Source organism: Streptomyces sp. NBC_00433 (assembly GCA_036015235.1).
Classification (GTDB): Bacteria; Actinomycetota; Actinomycetes; order Streptomycetales; family Streptomycetaceae; genus Actinacidiphila.
Window position 1 is genome coordinate 886,951 of the sequence record CP107926.1, and the last position, 18,606, is coordinate 905,556.

The 18,606-nt window shown below is 73.2% G+C and carries 12 protein-coding genes; 5 read left to right on the forward strand and 7 right to left on the reverse strand.

All coding sequences use genetic code 11. From position 1 onward, the window contains the following. Positions 1–105 precede the first annotated feature (105 nt). Together OG900_03580 and OG900_03585 are read right to left on the reverse strand one after the other, a co-directional pair. Positions 106–876 carry an EI24 domain-containing protein gene (locus OG900_03580; protein ID WUH89312.1) on the reverse strand — a complete coding sequence of 257 codons (771 nt, stop codon included), beginning with the start codon at positions 874–876 and terminating at the stop codon, positions 106–108. A gap of 66 nt (positions 877–942) precedes the next feature. Further along, the gene (locus OG900_03585; protein WUH89313.1) at positions 943–2,736 is read right to left on the reverse strand and encodes a RecQ family ATP-dependent DNA helicase; all 1,794 of its coding nucleotides are present in this window, start codon (positions 2,734–2,736) and stop codon (positions 943–945) included. Positions 2,737–2,936: 200 nt separating this feature from the next. Here OG900_03585 and OG900_03590 point away from each other — a divergent pair, with 200 nt between their 5' ends. Next, positions 2,937–3,254 carry a GlsB/YeaQ/YmgE family stress response membrane protein gene (locus OG900_03590; protein WUH89314.1) on the forward strand — a complete coding sequence of 106 codons (318 nt, stop codon included), beginning with the start codon at positions 2,937–2,939 and terminating at the stop codon, positions 3,252–3,254. A 197-nt stretch (positions 3,255–3,451) separates the two neighbouring features. Next, positions 3,452–3,577, forward strand: a complete 126-nt coding sequence (locus OG900_03595) for a hypothetical protein (protein WUH89315.1) — start codon at positions 3,452–3,454, stop codon at positions 3,575–3,577. 86 nt (positions 3,578–3,663) lie between these two features. Here the strand turns inward: OG900_03595 and OG900_03600 are convergent, their stop codons facing one another. Next, positions 3,664–3,975 (reverse strand): hypothetical protein, encoded by a 312-nt coding sequence (locus tag OG900_03600; protein WUH89316.1) that lies wholly within the window; start codon positions 3,973–3,975, stop codon positions 3,664–3,666. Positions 3,976–4,105: 130 nt separating this feature from the next. Between OG900_03600 and OG900_03605 the strand changes: the two genes are divergently transcribed. Next, positions 4,106–5,290, forward strand: a complete 1,185-nt coding sequence (locus OG900_03605; protein ID WUH89317.1) for a serine/threonine-protein phosphatase — start codon at positions 4,106–4,108, stop codon at positions 5,288–5,290. Between the two features lie 40 nt (positions 5,291–5,330). Here the strand turns inward: OG900_03605 and OG900_03610 are convergent, their stop codons facing one another. Both OG900_03610 and OG900_03615 read right to left on the reverse strand, forming a co-directional pair. Next, positions 5,331–6,632 (reverse strand): phosphatase PAP2 family protein, encoded by a 1,302-nt coding sequence (locus OG900_03610; GenBank protein WUH89318.1) that lies wholly within the window; start codon positions 6,630–6,632, stop codon positions 5,331–5,333. A 281-nt stretch (positions 6,633–6,913) separates the two neighbouring features. Further along, on the reverse strand, positions 6,914–9,307 hold the full coding sequence (locus OG900_03615; protein WUH89319.1) for a cellulose binding domain-containing protein: 2,394 nt from the start codon (positions 9,305–9,307) through the stop codon (positions 6,914–6,916). 640 nt (positions 9,308–9,947) lie between these two features. Between OG900_03615 and OG900_03620 the strand changes: the two genes are divergently transcribed. Together OG900_03620 and OG900_03625 are read left to right on the forward strand one after the other, a co-directional pair. Next, positions 9,948–11,207, forward strand: a complete 1,260-nt coding sequence (locus tag OG900_03620) for a peptidase S8 (GenBank protein ID WUH89320.1) — start codon at positions 9,948–9,950, stop codon at positions 11,205–11,207. A gap of 190 nt (positions 11,208–11,397) precedes the next feature. Then, complete coding sequence (locus OG900_03625; protein WUH89321.1) at positions 11,398–12,549, forward strand: aromatic ring-hydroxylating dioxygenase subunit alpha; 1,152 nt, start codon at positions 11,398–11,400, stop codon at positions 12,547–12,549. Between the two features lie 68 nt (positions 12,550–12,617). Here the strand turns inward: OG900_03625 and OG900_03630 are convergent, their stop codons facing one another. Both OG900_03630 and OG900_03635 read right to left on the reverse strand, forming a co-directional pair. Continuing rightward, positions 12,618–16,448, reverse strand: coding sequence for a hypothetical protein (locus tag OG900_03630; protein WUH89322.1), 3,831 nt, complete (start codon positions 16,446–16,448; stop codon positions 12,618–12,620). 11 nt (positions 16,449–16,459) lie between these two features. Beyond that, a complete protein-coding gene (locus tag OG900_03635) occupies positions 16,460–18,499 on the reverse strand; it encodes a DUF756 domain-containing protein (protein WUH89323.1) in 2,040 nt (679 codons plus the stop codon). Between the last annotated feature and the right edge of the window lie 107 nt (positions 18,500–18,606).

Genomic DNA, 18,606 nt, shown 5'->3' on the forward strand with positions numbered 1-18,606 from the left:
GCCCGCTCTTGCGGACATGAGGCTCAAAAGGCGCCCGGTGATGGTCCAAGGGCGCGGGTACGCCGTCGGCGGGCGTCGGGTGGCCGGACACCCGGCGCGGGCGGGTCAGTCGCCGGCCGGTCCTGACTGCCCTGGCGGGGCCGCGCCCAGCAGTTCGCGGGTGAGCAGGGTCGCGCCCGCGACCGCGCCCGGCATCAGCACGACCGCCACGAAGGGCACGAGGAAGGCCAGCGCCAGCGGCACCCCGAAGCCGAGCACCAGCATCGGCTTGCGGCGCATCAGCCGCAGGCGCTCGCGCAGGTCGATGTCACGCCGCTGCATGGACACCGCGGACAGCTCCGCGGTGAGGAAGAAGCCGGACACGCAGAAGCCGACCGCGGGCACCACGGTCTGCCCGAGCGCGGGCACGAAGCCCAGGGCGAAGAGGACCACGCCGAAGGCGGCGACCAGCAGCAGCACCCGCGCGCTGTCCCGTACCCCGATCCACAGTTCCCGCAGCGGCGAACGGTCGGGCGGTTCGGGGGCGTTCCCCTGGGAGAGGTCCACCCGGTGGGCGAGCGACTCGTAGAAAGGCTGGCCGACCAGCAGCGTCACCGCGGTGAAGGAGATCACCGCGAGCAGCAGCCCGCCGCAGACCAGCATCGCGGTCACCAGTTCGCGGAAGACGTCGCGCCACGGCGAGGCCCAGCCGTCGGCGAAGGGGGTCGCCCAACTCGCCAGGTCGCCGGACCAGATGACCAGCGCGACCAGCGCGCCCGCGTAGCCGACCAGGGTGATCAGGGCGGGCACCATCCCATAGCGCCAGTCCGACCTGTGCCGCAGCGCCCAGTGCTGACCCCGCGCCAGGAGTCCGAGGCCCTTCACGAGATCGCCCATGGCGCGCATCCTAGGACCCCTCCCGGGCCGGGCGGGCAAGGTGGCGGCGTGCGGGGCGCGGGGATCTCATCGGCCCTGGCCGGGCAGTTGGGCGAGCAGGCGCCGGTCCGTCACCACCGCCATCGACAGGGTGCGGTAGCCGACGGAGGAGAAGAGCACGGTGACCTTGCCGTCGCCCTCGCTCATCACCTCGCCGTCGCCCCACTGCTCGTGGCGCACCCGGACGCCGGGCAGGTAGGGGTGGGGCGCCGCCTCGCGCGGCGCTGCGGGACGGCCGGGGCGGTCCCCGCCGGAGGCGGGCGCGGAGCTTCCCGCCGGCCTGCGCAGGCGCATCCGGCGTCCTCGCCCGGCGGTCGCGGGCCCGTCCGTGGCGTGCGCGGCCTCCCGCGGGGCCGGGTCGTCGGGGAGGCCGGGCTGCCCGCCGCGGCAGTTGTCGCACGACCCGCAGGATTCGGGCACGGTCTCGCCGAAGTAGCCGAGCAGGAAGCGGCGCCGGCAGTCGGCGGTCTCGGCGTATCCGCGCATCATGTCGACCCGGGACTGCTCCAGTTTCCGGTGGTCGGCGTCGACGGCCAGCGCGTCCCGGACGGCGGAGTCCACCGCGTCCGGGCCGTCGGGACCGGCCCAGCGGCTGCCGTCGCGTGCCGTACGGACCGAACCGGCCTCCTCCAGCAGGTTCAGGACGGCGGACAGCCGGGTCGCGGACAGGTCGCAGTCCGCCCGCAAGGCGGTCGCACGCACCGGTCCCCCGGCTTCGCGCAGCCGGTCGGCGACCCGCCCCAGCGCGTCCGCGTCCGGGGCCCCCGCGGCGAAGAAGCGCTGCAGGCCGAGGTCCTTCTGCCGGTAGGCCAGGATCGCTCGGGCCGGGGCGCCGTCGCGGCCGGCCCGGCCGATCTCCTGGTAATAGGCGTCCAGCGACCCGGGGACCGACGCGTGCAGGACGAACCGCACGTCCGCCTTGTCGATGCCCATCCCGAAGGCCGAGGTCGCCACGACCACGTCAAGCTCGCCGGCGAGGAAGCGGTCCTGGACGTCGCCGCGATCGGCGGCCGTCCGGCCGGCGTGGTAGCTCGCCGCGTCCAGCCCGAGGCCGGACAGCTCCCGCGCCAGGTCGTCGGCGGCCCGGCGGGTCGTCGCGTACACGAGCCCCGGCTTCTCCTCCACGGCCGCCCGCTCCACCACGAAGCGGTTCTTGGCGGCCTCGTCCTGGAAGGCCGCCACCTCAAGGCCGATGTTCGGCCGGTCGAAACCGGACACGATCTCCACCAGGTCCTTCATGCCGAGGCGTTCCGCGATCTCCCGGCGTACGGGGGCCGCCGCGCTCGCGGTCAGCGCGAGCACCGGTGGATCGCCGAGCCGCTCTCGCGCCTGGCGCAGCCGCAGGTAGTCCGGGCGGAAGTCGTGCCCCCATGACGAGACGCAGTGCGCTTCGTCCACCACGAGCAGCCGGGGCCGCGCGGCGGCGAGCCTGTCGAGCACGTCGCTCTTGGCCAGCTGTTCGGGGGCGAGGAAGACCACGTCGATCGACGAGGCGCTGATCCTGTCCCAGGCGCTGTCGTTGTCGCTGCGGCGCTGGGCGGAGTTGACCGCCGCGGCGCGCAGGGCGCCGGAGGCGAGCAGGCCCTGCATCTGGTCGCGTTGGAGTGCGATCAGCGGTGAGACCACCACGACGGGCCCGCCGAGCAGCGCCGCCGGGACCTGGTAGATCGCGGACTTCCCCGCCCCGGTGGGCATCACGGCGATCACGTCGCGCCCCTTCATCACCGACTTCATCGCGGCGAGTTGGGCCGGCCGCAGCTTTTCCCAGCCGAAGACCCGGCGCGCGGTGACACGCAGCCGTCGGGACGAGAGTGCGAACATACTTCTCCTCGGTGGTCCGGGCGTCGGCCTGCTGTGCTCCTGCCGACTACCCAGCCTCGCCCGGTTATCGCCTCCCGCGTCCCCCGTCCTGCCGGACGTGCCGTCGCGGTGTCCACGGACTGCCCGGCCGGGGCCCCCGCGCCCGCGCAGCCGCGATCCCGAACGGGCGTGTTATCAAAAGCCCAGGGCAGGAGGCCGGTATGGGCATCATAGGTTGGATCGTTCTCGGACTGGTCGCCGGCTTCATAGCGAAAGTCATCCTGCCGGGGCGCGACCCCGGCGGCGTCTTCGGCACGGCGCTGATCGGCTTCATCGGCGCTCTGCTCGGCGGGTGGCTGTCGGCGAAGCTGCTCGACAAGCCGATCCCCCACGACTTCTACGACGGCAAGACCTGGCTGGCGGCCATCGCCGGATCCCTGGTGCTGCTGATCGCCTACCGGATACTGTTCGGCGACTCGCGCTCCAGCCGCTCGCGCCCCCGCCGTTCACGCTCCCGCCGTTCACGCTCCAGCCGCTGACCGGAGCCCCGCCCGCCCCGGCGCGCGGACGAAGGGCCCAGGGGCGTACGCCGTACGCGGCAGCCGCTCCGGCTGAGAGCGCGAGTCGCGGGTAGGCGGTCGGTCAGGGCGGCAGACCGCCCGTGGACGAGCGGAGTCGGCGACGCCACGACGAAGGGCGTCGACGCCGCCAGAGACATCGTGAGGTCGAGGTCGAAATGCAGGATCTAGTGGAGCTGGCCTACCAGGGATCGCCCAGCGGCGGACCGGTGTGGGCCTTCATGACCGTGCTGGTGATCGTCTTCTCGCTCGCAGTCATCGTCAGGCTGCTGCGCAGGCACTGAAGTTCGTCGGCGTCGGCGTCGGCGTCGCCGTCCCGGAGCGGGGGCGGTGCCGCACGCCGGGTGATTCCGGGTCCGCGAGGCAGCGGTCACGGCCGTGCCCCGGTCCCGCCCCCCGGCCGCCAGGCGTGGCGGGCGGTGAAGCCGAGCAGCTCACGGCTGCGGCCGGTGGTGAAGGGGACCGCGAAGCCTTCGAGTGAGGCGTCGAAGCGGGTGCCGGGATGGTAATGGCGGACGAGGTCCTCGGTCGGCACCAGTGCCGCGGTGTCGGGCGCGGCCACGTTGACCACGGTGTGGCCGTCGAGCGGTGCGGCCAGCGCCATGCCGATCGCGCGGGCGGCGTCCCTCGTGTCGAGCCGTCCCCACAGCGAGCCCCGGTCGAACGCCTGGTCGGCGTGCACCCGTTCCAGACGAGCTCGCCGGCGTGCAGCCCCGTCACGACCATCCTGTAGGCGGTCGCGTGAGGACGGCTGCCCGGCCGGAACGGAGTGCCGCGACGGCGCGGCGGCGGTGAGGGGGCACGCTGGGCGGATGAATCTGCGACCTCTGTCGGGTATCCGGCGCCCCGGGCAGCCGGGGCGGCCCCAGTCCCTGCTGGCACTGCCGGTGGCGCTGATCGTCGGGGTCGTCGTCGCCAGCTTCCTCACCCCGCCGCGCGTCCACCTCGGACCGCTGCTGGTGGCGGCGCCCGCCTTCACCGTCGCCTTCGCCGGGGCGATGCTGACCGGGGCGGTCGGAGCGCTCGCCGTGGCCGCCGAGATCCTGATCGGCGTGCAGCGCGGCACCCTGGGCAGCGCGAACATCCTGGCGCAGATGGCGGCGCTGATCGGCATCTCCGCCCTGTGCGTGGGCTTCTGCCTGACGCAGGACCGCAGCGAGCGCAGGCTGGGCCGGGTGCAGTCGGTGGCCGAGACCGCCCAGCGGGTGCTGCTGCGGCCGCTGCCCGAGCGGAGCGGCCCGCTGGTGATGGCCGGCCTCTACCTGGCCGCCCACGAGGAGGCGGAGCTGGGCGGCGACCTCTACGCGGCGGCCCGCACCGCGAACGGCAGCACCCGGCTGCTGATCGGCGACGTGCGCGGCAGCGGCCTGGCCGCGATCAACTACTCCGGGCTGCTGCTGGGCGCCTTCCGCGCCGAGGCCCACCGGCAGCCCACCCTGCCGGCGCTGGCCGCGCACCTGGACGGGGCGCTGCGCTGGGACAGCGTCCAGTGGCGCACCGACACCCGCCCGGAGACCGGCGAGGTCTTCGCGACCGCCGTGCTGCTCGACATCCCCGACGACGGCACGACCGTCGAGTTCGTCCCGTGCGGGCACCCGCCGCCCCTCGTCCTGCGGGGCGACGGCGTCACCGCCGTCACGGCCCGCGCCAGCCATCTGCCCATCGGGCTGGGAGGCCTGGGGGGACTCGGCGGGCCGGTCGGCCCGGACGCCCCCGCCGGGGCCTCGGACGCCGAAGGCCCCGGCGCCTACGGCGCGGAGACCTTCACCCTCCGGCCCGGGGACGTCCTGCTGCTCTACACCGACGGGGTCACCGAGGCCCGCGACGGCTCCGGCACCTTCTACCCCCTCGCGGAACGGGCCGCCGCGTGGGCGGCGGACGCCCCCGACGTCCTGCTGGCCCGGCTGCGCGAGGACCTGATGGCCCACGCGGGCGGCCGCCTCGGCGACGACGCGGCCGCGGTCGCCATCCGCCGCGAGGCCGCCGACGGCGGTTGACGGCGGCTGGCCGAGCCGGGACGCCGACGGGCGACCGGGCTCAGACCAGTTCGGGCTGCGGCTCCGGCTGCTGGGCCGGCGCGGCCCGCGACTCGCGCGGCTTCGTGGCACGTACGTAGCCGTGGATCACGGAGACCAGCGCCAGGACGAGGAGCGGCCCGAAGACCCACGGGTGGCCGGCCATCTGCACTGCCAGGTAGCGGTAGGAGAGCAGCAGCGCGACGAAGACCGTCGCACCGTAAGCGACCTGCTGGATTCCCGCGCGGTCCCAGCCGCGGTCGTGGGCGCGCAGCGCTCCCTCGATGGTCAGCGCGAAGACCGCGCCGGCGATGAGGTCCACTCCGTAGTGGTAGCCGAAGCCGAGCGTCGCGGCGAGCGTGGCGACCAGCCAGAACGCCCCGGCGTACCGCAGGGCGCGCGGGCCCTTGCGGGAGTGGATGAAGATCGCGGTGGCCCACGCGGTGTGCAGGCTGGGCATGCAGTTGCGCGGGGTGATCGCGTCGAAGGCCATCTGGTGCGGGGTCGCGAGCGACGGGGGCGTGTCGGGCCAGATGTTCGCCGCCGCCCAGTGCCCGCCGTCGGCGCCGTAGGCGAAGACCGGTCCGACGGTGGGGAAGATCATGTAGATGGCCGGGCCGACGAGGCCTATGACCAGGAAGGTGCGCACCAGGTGGTGGTGCGGGAAGCGGCGCTCGACCGCGACATGGCGCAACTGGTAGAGCGCCACGACGACCGCGCCGACCGCGAGTTGTATGTAGACGTAGTCGAGCAGGTGCGTGCCGACCGGGCCGGTGGCCGCGACGAGGCGGCCGACCACCCACGAGGGGTCGCCCAGCGCGTGGTCGGCCGTCGCCACGTACTGGTCGAGCACCGCCGTGCGGGTCTTCGACGTGATCAGCAGCCAGGTGTCGCCGGTCTTGCGGCCGGTCACCAGCAGCAGGCCGAGCCCGACACCTTTCAGCAGCAGTTCACGTTCCCGCCCCCTGCGACGGGTGACAGCGATGACCGCGACCGCCAGAATCACCCACAGCGGACCGTTGCCGAAGGTCGGCCCGGCACCGGCCGCCCACCGCACCAGCAGGAAGACGGCGTCGATTCCGATCGCGGCGCCGAACGCGACGAGGCGCTGCCGCCAGGTGAGCACCACCATCATCAGCGCCATGCTGGCGTACAGCAGGGCTCCCGACTTGGGGGCGAAGACCACCTCTTGCGCCTGCGTGGTGATCGGCCCCGGCAGGTCGTAACGGCGCGCGGCGAACTCCAGCGCGACAAGGAATACGAGGGCCACCGCGCCCACGGCGGCCCAGAGAATCGTCCGTGGTCGACGCCACGCCGTGGACATCGTTGTGGAATGTATTCGCGAGGATATTCGCGACGCTATGGTTATCAATTATCTGGTCGATTTGCTCGGTTTTGACTGGCTTGGTCACTCTTCGTGCCGGGACGGCTCGGTATTTCCGGCGAAGGGCGGCGACCCGGGTGATCGCCGTGGGTTCGAACATGTTAACGGAGCCCCGCAAACAGGTTTTCGGCGGTTGGCGATTTCCGTGCCAGGGCGAGCGGGCGCGCTGACCGGGCGGTGCCGCCGCGGGACCGCGGGTCCCGCGGCGGCACCTCTCCGGGTCAGGACACGGCGTGCGCGCCGGGTGCGCGGCCCTGGGCCGCGGGGACGGTCAGGGCGGCCGCACCCGAGACGGTGCCGCACTGCCTGCCGTTGAGGGTGAAGGCCCGTGGGGCCGGGTTGGTTCCGGTGTAGGAGCCGTTGAAGCCGATGGTGGTGGACGCGCCGGTGGGCAGTGACGCGTTCCAGCCGGCGTCCTTGACGGTGACCGCGGCTCCGGTCTGGGACCAGGTGCCGTTCCAGCCCTGGGTGACCTTCTGGTTGCCGGCGAAGGAGAAGCGCAGTTGCCAGCCGTTCAGCGGGGCGGCCTTGTTGGTGAGGGTGACGCTGCCGCCGAAGCCGCTCCCCCAGTCGGTGGTGACGGAGTAGGCGACGGTGCAGCCGGTGGCCTGGCCCGCGGTGGTGGTGACGGTCACCGGGGACGAGGCGGGGGAGCTGCGGCCCGCGGTGTCCTTGGCGACGACGCGGAATGTGTAGGCGGTCGACGGGCTCAGCCCGGTGACCGTGGTGCTCGTGGCCGGCGCGGCGACGGTCGCGACGGCGGGGGTGGTCGCCGGGTCGCCGGCGTAGACCTGGTAGGACGCCACCGGCGCGGAGCCCGCGGTGGCCGGGGCCCAGGTCAGGGTGGCGCGGTCGGAGCCGACGGCGGAGGCGGTCGGGGTGCCGGGCGCGGACGGCGGGGTCGCGGTGGTGGAGCCGGCCGGGATGACGTATTCGGTGATCGAATACGCGGGGAAGGTCGCGCTGAAATTCCCGCCGGACAGCGACTGGTCGGCCGGGTGCTGGATGGCGGCGGGGTTGTCCTGGCCGTAGCGGTAGACCTGCGCCGCGGCGGGCAGCGCGCCGCCGGAGGTCAGCGAGACCGGGGCGGTCAGGTCGCCGGTGGTCTTGTTGATCACCATGACGGTCGTCGCGTGGTCGCTGCCGCGCTCGGCGGCGTAGACAGCGAGCTTGTCCTGGTCGGCACTGCCCGAGGTGACGGCGGTGTCGCCGAAGGCGCCGCCCGCCCCGTCGTAGTTGAGGAACATGCGGAAGGCGTACGCCCCGGGGTCGGTGGCCTTGGGCGGCGACCACAGGGTGGCCAGGTCGAGGCCCTCGCGGCCGAAGATGCCGAGGACGTCCGCCTCGGCGAGGGCGCCGTCGATGTGGTCGAGCGCGCCCCAGTTGTACTCGGATATGGCGACCTTCGTGCCGGGGTAGTTCTGGTCGACCAGCGAGCGCATCCGCGGGATGAACTGGATGGGCTGGTTGATCCAGCTCTCGTCGACGTAGGAGGGGTCCCACAGCTGCCGGGTGGAGCGCAGTCGCAGCGCCTGCGTGGCCGCGTCGTCGGTGCTGCCGAGCGCCACGCCGCTCTGCTGCGGGTAGATGTGCTCGTCGAAGTAGTCCAGGATGCGGCTGCCGTGGGCCTGCTGGTAGGCCCGCATCTGCTGGAGATACCAGGTCGCGAAGGGCACCCCGCCGTGCGCGGCCTGGTCCGGCGGGTTGGACCAGCAGCTGCCGCCCTCCTTGCTGCAGACGTCCTGGTCGAGGCCGGAGTAGGTCAGCGAGTTGAAGCCCCAGCCGACCGGGCCGAGGGTCTGCGCGCCGGGGTCGGCGGCCTTGACGGCGGCCGCGGTGGCGTAGGTGCTGTCGCGCAGCTCGTCGTCGCTCGCGCCCGTGGGGTGGACGTCGCGGTGCGTGGCGTGCCACAGGTCGGGTTCGTTGTCGAGGTCGTAGTAGCGCACCCCGCCCTGCCCCGCGGCCCCGTAGGCGCCGTCGAGGTACTGCACCCAGCCCTTGGTGAAGTCGGCGCCGATCGGGACGCTGGTGTCGGCGGGGTCGTTGCCGGTGACGGGTGTGCCGTCGGTCTTGGTGCCGTTGCCGCAGTCGGGGCGCCACTGGGAGTCGCTGCCCTGCTGGGGGCCGTAGGCGGCGATGCTGAAGCCGCAGGCGCTGTCGCGGGCCGCGGGGGTCCAGCCGATCATCGGCACGGTCAGCAGGGTGTCGCTGCCGGTGCGCAGGTTCTGGTCGACGAACTGGTCCGCCTCCGAGCCGTCGGGCAGCGCGGCGGGGTCGTTGCTGGAGGCGACGTTCTCGAAGTACCAGTCGGAGCCGGTGTTGTGGGTGTCGAGCTTGTAGTTGTAGCGGGTGGTGGCGTTGCCGCCCCAGCGGTTGACCGGCAGCCGCAGCTCCTTGGCCAGGGCTTCGTCGGCGAAGTTCATGCCGTAGACGTGGGGGTCGATGGCATGCCGTCCGGTGGTGGTGTCGACGCTGAGCGCCGGGCCCGCGGTGGCGGCCGCGCGGGCCGCCGGCACTGGGCGCGGCGCCGCTGCCGCCCCGGCGGGGCCGGCCGGCACGGCGGCGACCACCGCGAGGACCAGCGCCGCGAGGGCGCCCTTGGATGCTGTACGCATGGTCTCCTTCTCAACGGCCCCGGGGGGCCTGGTGTGGGGGGAACCGGCCGCGCACGCGTGTACGGCCGGGCAGTCAGGGGCTGTTGGGACGCGTGAGCCGGCACCCAGAATATGTGGGAGCGCTCCCACAGCAATAGGCCGACAACGTCGGCTTCGCCGCACTCGCGCGTCCCGCCGCCGAGGGACGTACCGACCGCGACCGGCCGGTCGCCACCGAGGCCGACGACTGCGGGCCGGTCGAGCGCGACAGTCCAACGGCGAGACCGGCTCGGAGGACGGGCTCCCGCCGACGGTCGACGGGACCACCTGCACCAAGGGCCCCGACACGAAGGGCGCGCACACCGTGCCTGGTCGTCGGCGTCGGCGGCAGCGCCTTCGACCACGCCGACCGGGGCCTGGCCCGGCTCACTTGCGCGGACTGACGCCGCGTACGCTCGCGCGTCTCCGGTCCGTACGCCTCCCGGCCCGCAGGCCCCCCGCAATGGCAAAGCGAACGTATTGCCTCGGCCAAATCCCCACCTCGGCTCGACTTGACGCGAACGCGTCAGGCTACCTTCATCTCGTCACTCGGCTCACACCATGCAGCCAAGTGAACACGCGACCCGCAAGCCCTCCGCACCACCCCGACAGGAGGCATCAGTTGCGCCCCACTCTCACCACTCCCCCGCTCTCCCTGCGCCGTGCCGGTCTGGCGCTCGCCGCCGTGACCGGCCTCGTGCTCTCCGGTGCCGCGCTCGCGGCACCGGCGGCCGACGCGGCCGGCACCACGACCACGCACAAGCTCACCACGACGCGCTCGTGTGCGGTCAGCAGCAGGCCCGACGTGATGGCCTGTGCGGCACTGAAGGTCACCGGCGGCGCCGAGACGCTGGCCCACTCCACCCTGCCGATGTCCGCCGCGGCCAAGCCGGCGGCGGCGCCGTCCGGTTACGGCCCCGCCGACCTGCACAGCGCCTACGCCCTGCCCAGCACGGGCGGTTCCGGCGCGACCGTCGCCATCGTGGACGCCTACGACGACCCCAACGCCGAGTCGAACCTCGCGACGTACCGGTCGACGTACGGGCTGAGCGCCTGCACCACCGCCAACGGCTGCTTCAAGAAGGTCGGCCAGAACGGCACCAGCTCGCTGCCGACTGCGAACGCCGGCTGGGCGGAGGAGATTTCGCTCGACATCGACATGGCCAGCGCGATCTGCCCGCAGTGCCACATCCTGCTGGTGGAGGCCACGTCGGCGTCCATGGCGAACCTGGGCAAGGCCGTGAACACCGCGGTCTCGCTCGGCGCGAAGTACGTCTCCAACAGCTACGGCGGCAGCGAGTCCTCCTCGGACACCTCCTACGACAGCTCGTACTTCAACCACACCGGCGTCGCCATCACCGTCAGCTCCGGTGACGGCGGCTACGGCGTCGAATACCCGGCGGCCTCGCGCTACGTCACCGCGGTCGGCGGCACCTCGCTGAAGAAGTCGAGCACGACCCGCGGCTGGACCGAGACCGCGTGGACCGGTGCGGGTTCCGGCTGCTCCCGGTACGACGCCAAGCCCACCTGGCAGAAGGACACCGGCTGCAGCAAGCGCACGGTCGCGGACGTCTCCGCGGTCGCCGACCCGGCCACCGGAGTCGCGGTCTACGACACCTACGGCGGCGACCCGGGCTGGGAGGTCTTCGGCGGCACCAGCGTCTCCTCGCCGATCATCGCCGCGGTCTACGCGCTCGCGGGCACCCCGTCCGCCGGCTCGTACCCGTCGTCGTTCCCGTACGCCCACACCTCGGCGCTCTACGACGTCACCAGCGGCTCCAACGGCTCGTGCGGCGGCTCGTACCTGTGCACCGCGGGTCCGGGCTACGACGGCCCGACCGGGCTCGGCACCCCGAACGGGGTGACGGCCTTCCAGGGCTGATCAGCCGCCCGCCGGCGCAACGGCCCGGCACCGTGGTCCGCCCACGGTGCCGGGCCGTTGCGCGGTCGGCGTGACGGCGTGGCTCACCGGCCCGGCCCGGCGTCACCCGGGTGCGTCGCTGGAAAGGACGGCGGGGCCTTCGCGGGGAAGGGTGGGTTCCGGGCATGGCGTGAGCGTGAGGAGGACAGTGATGGCTGATCCGTGGCGGCCGCGGCCGGAGGGCGGGGCCGATCAGCCTGCCGACCTGCGGCGCGTCGGCATCCACCCGGAGCACTGGTATCCGGTGGCGGAGTCCCGGCGCGTACGCCCGGGGAAGGTGCTCGCCGCCGAGTTCGCCGGGCAGCGGATCGCGGTCTACCGCACCGCGTCCGGTGCCGTGCACGCGCTGGAGGACCGGTGTGCGCACCGGCAGGTGCCGCTGAGCATGGGTGTGGTCGAAGGGGAGACCCTCCGCTGCTGTTACCACGCCTGGGCCTACCGGGGGAACGGGCACATCAGTCAGATCCCGTACCTGCCGAAGGGGACCAGCCGGCCGCCGCGGGGCGTCCGCGCGTATCCGGTCCGGGAGAAGTACGGCCTGGTGTTCGTCTATCCCGGTGCCGACGACAAGGCCGCCGCAGCGCCGCTGCCCGACCTGCCGGCGTACGGCTCCTCCACGCACCGGACGATGCGGTTCTCCCGGACGGTGGGCTGCCACTACTCCTTCATGCACGAGAACCTGCTCGACATGAACCACCAGTTCCTGCACCGCGGTGTGCTGGGCACGATCCGTCCTGAGCTGCTCGGCTACGACGACGGGCCGGACTTCCTCCAGGCGCGCTACCGCTTCACGGCGGGCGGCGGGCGCAAGGACCGCGGCGCCGGGCTGCTGTCGGGTGAGGGGAAGAACGGCCGGGACACCCCGGACGTCCTGACCATCCGGACGCAGTATCCGTACCAGACGCTCCAGTTGGTGCCCGAGGGGGCCACCGTCCCGGCCTTCTCGCTGTGGGCCGCGTACGTACCGCTGGACGCCGAGCAGCGCACCAGCCGGGTGCACGGGCTGCTCACCATCGCCAAGCCCCGCGTCCCCGGGGCGCTCCACCTGGCGTGGCCGCTGATCCGGCGCTTCACGGAACGGGTCTTCGCCGAGGACCGCACGGCCGTGGAGGCCGAGCAGCGCGCGTGGGACGAGCAGGGCGACGACTGGAACCAGGAGGTCTTCCCGCTGATCCTGCGCCTCAAGGAGGTGCTGCGCTCCAACGGCGTCCCCCTCGACCCCGCGGCCGCCTCCGGCCGGTCCGCGTGCGCGCGGACCCTGCTCGCCGACGGCGCCGCCGCCCCGCCCTCACCGCTCGGCTGACCGGAGTGTGACGTCGCCGGCCGCGGCCGTGGGCCGCCCCGCCTCAGGAGAGGCGGGGCGGCGGGATGTCAGCCGGTCACCGCCCAGGGGCCGTACGGGTCGCCCGGGGGCTGGTTGCGGGTGTACCACTTCGCCTTGTAGGCGACTCCGCGGTAGACCGCGATGTCGCCGGCCTGGAAGATCCTCGACGCGGTCCACGCCGGGGTGCCGTCGGCGGTCATGGCGATCTCCTGCCACGGACCGTTCGGGTCGCCCGGCTTCTGGTTCTGGGTCCACCACGAGGCCAGGTAGAGCCTGCCCTGGTAGACCGCGGTGTCACCGGTGTCGTAGACCTTCGCGGCGGTCCAGGCCGGCGTCCCCGAGGTGACCGCGGGGATCACCGACTGGCGGGTCTGCTCGACATTGCCCGCCGTGTCGGTCGAGCGGTAGGAGACCGCCTGGTCCGACATCGTCGGCGTGACCGTGAAGGGCTTGGTGTACGCCGCCCAGTCGTGGTCGCCGACGCGGTATTCCATGCTGCCCACGCCCGAGGTCGCGTCGGTGGCCGCGAGGGTCACGGTCACCGGTGCGAAGACGGTCGCGCCGGGCTTCACCGACGCGGTCGTACGCGGTGCGGCCCGGTCGGCCCTGACCTTCACGGTGGCGTCCGAGACGTTCCCGGCCCGGTCGGTGGCCCGGAAGTCGTACGCCGTCCCGCCGTCGCCGGGCGTGAGGGCGCCCGCGTACGGCGTCCACGTACCCCCGTCGACCCGGTATTCCAGCGTCGGGGCGACGCCCTCGTCGTCGGTCGCGGTCGCCGTGACCGCCGGCGCGGACACGTACCAGCCGCCCAGGCCGTCGGGGGCGGCCGGGGCGACCGCGGCGGTGAGGACCGGGGCGGTCGTGTCGGGTGTGCCGACGACGGCGACGGTCGCGGGCCCGGCCGCCGTGAAGCCCCACTCGTCGGTGGCCGTCACGGTGACCGGGTAGCGGGCGGGCACCCAGGGGTTGACGCCCGACAGGTCGACATCGACCGCGCCCGGCACGTCGAGGATCGGCTCAAGACGCGCCAGGACCGCCGCCTCGTCGACGGTGTCGCCGACGCCGAAGGTCGCGGTGTCGGCCGACAGGACGAGGCCGGGCACCGGCGCGACGCGTACGGTCACCGCGACCGGGTCCGAGGTGTAGCGGCCGCTGGTCGCGGTGACCAGCACCGTGTACCAGCCGGGGGTGCCGAAGTCGACGTCGGTGAGGTCGGCTTCGAGGGTCGCGTCGGCCGGGTCCGCGGTGGCCCCGACGGCGCTGAGGAAGGCGGTGGTGCCGGCGGGGCCGTGCCCGGCCTGGTAGGCGAGGGTGCGCACGTCCACGGACACGGTCGGCAGGTCGGGCGCCGGTGCGGTGGAGCCGTCGCCGACGGTGAAGGTGGTGACCGCCGCCGCGTGGTCGCTCGCCCAGGAGTTGTCGGCCACGTCGTCCTCGGAGGGCCAGCCGACGATCAGCGGGTGCGCCTCCTCCACGTGCAGGCCGCCGCTGGACCAGACGTAGTCGATACGGTCCTGCGGCTCGTCCTTGCCGTTGCCGTTGGTCGAGGTGATCGGCGACCATGTGTCACCGGGGTCCGCCTCGGGGTCGGTGTCGGCGACCCGGTAGGAGTCGGTCAGGCCGAGGCCGGCGAAGACGTCGGGCACGGGCCAGTCGACGGCGCCCGCGTCGCAGTGGGCGCCCGAGGTGGCCGCGGTCCAGTCGGCCCCGGACGGCGACGCCAGGTCGCCGAGGAGCAGCACGGGTGCGCTGCCCGCCAGGTCGCCGGCCATCTCCTGCGCGACGGCTCGGGCCTGCGCGTAGCGAGCGGTGGCCTTCTCGTGGGCGGCCAGGTCCGTGGCGCCGTCGAAGCAGGCGCGGTAGGGCCCGTAGTCGGCCTCGTCCAGGTGCGCGTCCCACACCCTGACCCGCGTGCCCGCCACGTCGACGGTGACGGCGGCGGCCGGTGCGGCCGCGGTCGGGGCGATACGGTCCGCGTCCGCGACGGGGTAGGCGGAGACGACGCCGAGGTCGCCAGCGGCGTAGACGTACCAGCCGAGGGCGCTGCCGACCTTGCGGGCCATGTCGGCGCCGCCGTCCTGGAAGCCGACCAGGCCGATGCCCTGGGTGGCGATCACGGCGACGTTCTTGGCGGCGGCGTCGGTCACGTGGCCGCCGCCGTCCCAGGCGTTCCACGACGCGCTCTGGATCTGCGGTGCCGCGCCGGCCGCGGCCACCGGGACCTGGACCTGGATCTGCGCGGTGGTCGCGCCGTCGGTGGCGGCGACGGTGATCTCGCCGTCGTTCTGCGGCACTTCGGCGGGCGCGGTGCCGGTGACGACGCCGTCGGGGCTCACGTCGAGCCAGGAGTCGCCCGACACCTTGGTGAAGCCGGCCGGTGCCTGGCCGGCCTGCTGCCAGCCGCTGGCCCACAGCCCCGCGAGCGGCTGGTGGACGGCGCCGGAGACGGGCGTCGCGGGGAGGTGGAAGGTGTCGGTCATGAAGCCCGCGGTGCCCAGCGGGCCGAGCTTGGTGACCGAGACGTCGTCGTAGGAGACGTCCGCCGAGTCGAGGTCCAGGCCGAGGACGCCCGTCGCCGTACGGGGGATGGTGACATTGCCGAGCGCGAGCCGGCCGTCGACGTAGAAGCTCGCCAGCGTGCCGTGCACTTCGAGCGCGAGGTCCACGTCGGTGCCGGTGCCGAGGTCGGAGCCGTAGGCGGCGCTCTTGACCACCGAGGAGGACGCCGGGGACTGGACCGCCGCGCGGACGCCGTCGGCGGCGGTGGTGTCCGCCCGTACCGCGAAGACCGGGTAGGGGCGTACACCGGAGGCCGGGGTGTCGGCGATCAGCCCGAGCCACGGGCCGGCCGGCTTCAGCGTGCTGTCGAACCGCGCGGTGGCCCGCAGGACGTAGTCGTCCAGGTGCGGGCCGAAGGTGACGACCGGCTGGTCGCCGGCGGCCGGTGAGCGGCCTGCGAGCCGGCCGTCGCCGACCTTCCACGGGGTGGAGCCGGTGGCCTGGTTCCAGCAGCCGGCCGAGGACGGATCGGCGAAGTCGTCGTCCAGGACGACGGTGCCCGCGGGGGCGCCGGCGGCCGCCGCCACCGACGCGTCGTAGGCCGTGCAGTCGGGCGCCCCGGGCGGCGGGGTGCTGTTCTGCTGGGTGAAGGCGGCGACCTGGTCGGGCGTGAGGACGGTGTTCCAGACGTGGGCCGTGCTGAGGCTGACCGGGGAGGGCGTCTCGAAGCCGCCGCCTCCCGCCGAGTCGGCGCCCAGCGTCCAGTTCTGCGCCCCGGCGGCGGGGACGGTGAGCGATCCGGCGGCGGCGGTGGCCGAGGCGAGGGCGCCGTCGACGTACAGCTTGACGTTCTGGCCGTCCCAGGTGGCCACGGCGTCGTACCAGCGGCCGGGCACGATCGGGGCGTGGGTGTACTTGTAACCGCCGACGTTGACGGAGAAGGCCAGCTGGCCGCTGTCGATCTGGAGGTCGGCGCCGCCGGACTGGGCGTTGGAGCAGATCGCCTTCTGGCCGGTCGCCGGGATGGCCGGGTCGTTCCAGCGGAAGCGGCACTCGACGGAGAAGCCGCCGGTCAGCTTGCCCCACTGGGCGGCGAAGGGGTACGTGTACGCGTCCGTGCTGCCGTTGAAGGCGGCCGCGTCCTTGCCCGCGGTGCGGTCGTGGGTGATCTGCGGGGTGCCCTTGGCGGTGGCCGCGAGGTTCTGGGCGTGGTCGGTGGGCGTGCCGTCCGCGAAGTCGACGTCGAGAATGCCGGCGCCGGGAACGGTGACCGCCGTGGCCGACGGCGTGTCAGCCGACGCGACGGTCTGTGCGAACGGCGCGAGCAGCGTCGTGAGGGTGGCCGCGGCGGCCACCGCGAGCCTGGCTCGTCGTCTCATGTCCCCGCCCCTCAGACCGTCGCCACGCGGCCGGCGTACCGCTGTGTCCAGCCGGTCCCGGTGTCGGCGGTGACGACCACGTCGTAGTAGCCCAGCTCGGTCGGCCAGTTCACGACGGCGGTCGCGCCGCCGGCGACGGTGTACGCCTGGGTGCCGCCGAGGTAGTCGTTGGCGCGCAGGGTGTAGCGGACCGCCCTGGTGCCGTCGTTGTGCAGCGTCAGCCGGACCTCGGCGGCGGAGCCGGCGAGCAGGTCGGCGTCGGCGCGCGGGATGCCGATGTTCTTCTGCGAGGCGGGCACGACCTGTCCGGCGAAGGAGCGCAGGAAGCCGTCGGGCCCGTAGATGGAGAAGGCGTATTTGCCGTCGGTCTTCTTCACGTCCCAGGTGTGGTGGCGCGGCTCCGCCGCGGACACCGTGTAGGGCGTGTTGGCGAAGGCGAGGTATCTGTCGGGGAAGACCTGGAGGCTCACCGCCTTGCCTTCCTGGCCGCCGGCCAGCGTCATCGACGCGGTCACCGTGCCCGCGGCGCGGTTCTCGGCGAGCGTGGCGTGCGGGTGGAAGGACAGGCCGCGCGGCGTCATCGCGTCCCCCGACATCGGCGGCGGTGTCCCGTAGACCGGGTCGGCGATGTCGGCGGGGCCCGGCTGCGGGTGGGCGAAGTCGATCGCGCTGGTCAGGTCGCCGGCGATGGAGCGGCGCCAGTCGGTGATGTTCGGGCAGGTGAAGGGCTTGCCGAGGTAGGCCGCCCAGGTTTCGAGGAATTTCACCGTCGACGTGTGGTCGAAGACCTCGGAGGCGACGTAGCCGCCGCGCGTCCACGGCGAGACCAGCAGCATCGGCACCCGCGGGCCGAAGCCGTACGGCGTGCTGCCGGAGAACTCGCCCGCCGTGCCCGGCTCGGGGCGCGGCGGCAGGACGTGGTCGAACTTCCCGTCGTTCTCGTCGTAGGTGATGATCACCAGGGTGTGGTTCCAGATGTCGGGGTTGCCCTGGAGCGTCTGGAGCACCTTGTTCATGTAGCGCTCGCCGTGGACGGTGTCGAAGCCGGGGTGCTCGCTCCACGCCGCCGGCATGACGACCCAGGAGACCTCGGGGAGCGGGTGTTCCGCGGCCGGCTCGCAGGCCGCGACGAGGTCGCGCAGCACCGCGTCGAGGTTCGCCTCGGAGTCGTCGTTCGGGGTGGTCGCGCCGGAGTAGAGAAAGGAGTTGGCCTTCCAGACCTTGCCGGTGCCCGGCGCGAGGTCCTCGGGGTCGGCCGTGCGCGGGTCGAAGGCCTGGAAGCTGTTCGTCACGTTGCAGCCGTAGTCGCCGACGTAGCCGCTCTGGAGGCTGCCGGTCACGCCGTTGCCGCTGTTGTCGGAGTAGACGCGCCAGTCGATGCCGGCCTGCTGGAGCTGCTCGGGGACCGAGAGCCAGCCGCGGGAGTAGTTGTTCTGGCCGCCGTTGGTGGTCTCGCCGTTCGACGTGCCGGTCATCAGGTAGTAGCGGTTCGGGATGGTCGGCCCGTGCAGCGAGCAGAAGTTCATGTCGCAGACGGTGTACTGCGAGGCGAGCGAGTACATCCACGGCATGTGGTCGGGCGTGTAGTACCACATGCAGTTGGCGCCCTTGTCCTGCACCCAGGTGTTCCACCGGCCGCCGTTGGCGCCGTAGAAGTTGTGGTTGTCCCCCCAGGTGGCGGTCGAGACGGAGGGCGTCACGACGGTGCCGCTCGCGTCGCGCTGCTGGAAGACGCTGGTGCCGTCCTGGAAGGTCAGCACCTGCTTGTCGTTCTGCCCGCGCACACCGGGCAGTTGGCCCAGGTAGTGGTCGAACGAGCGGTTCTCCTGCATGAGGATCACCACGTGCTTCAGGTCGGACATGTCGCCGCTGAAGCCTTCCGGCAGGACGTATCCGGCCGGGGGCGCGGCGTCCGCGCCGCCGGCGGTGATCCCGCCGACGGCGAGCGCGCCGAGCGCGCCCACGGCGGTCTGCAGCGCCCTGCGCCTGGTGACGCGCAGTTCGTTCCCTGCGCTTGCGGCGGGCGGGGGCGGGGTGGTGCTGGGCGTCATCGGGCGACCTCTGGAAGACGTGGCTCAAGGGCGGGGCGCGTCGTCGCGGTTGGCGTCACCGACGATGCATGTATGTGGAAACTAGGTGGACCGGGCGAACGGCAGGC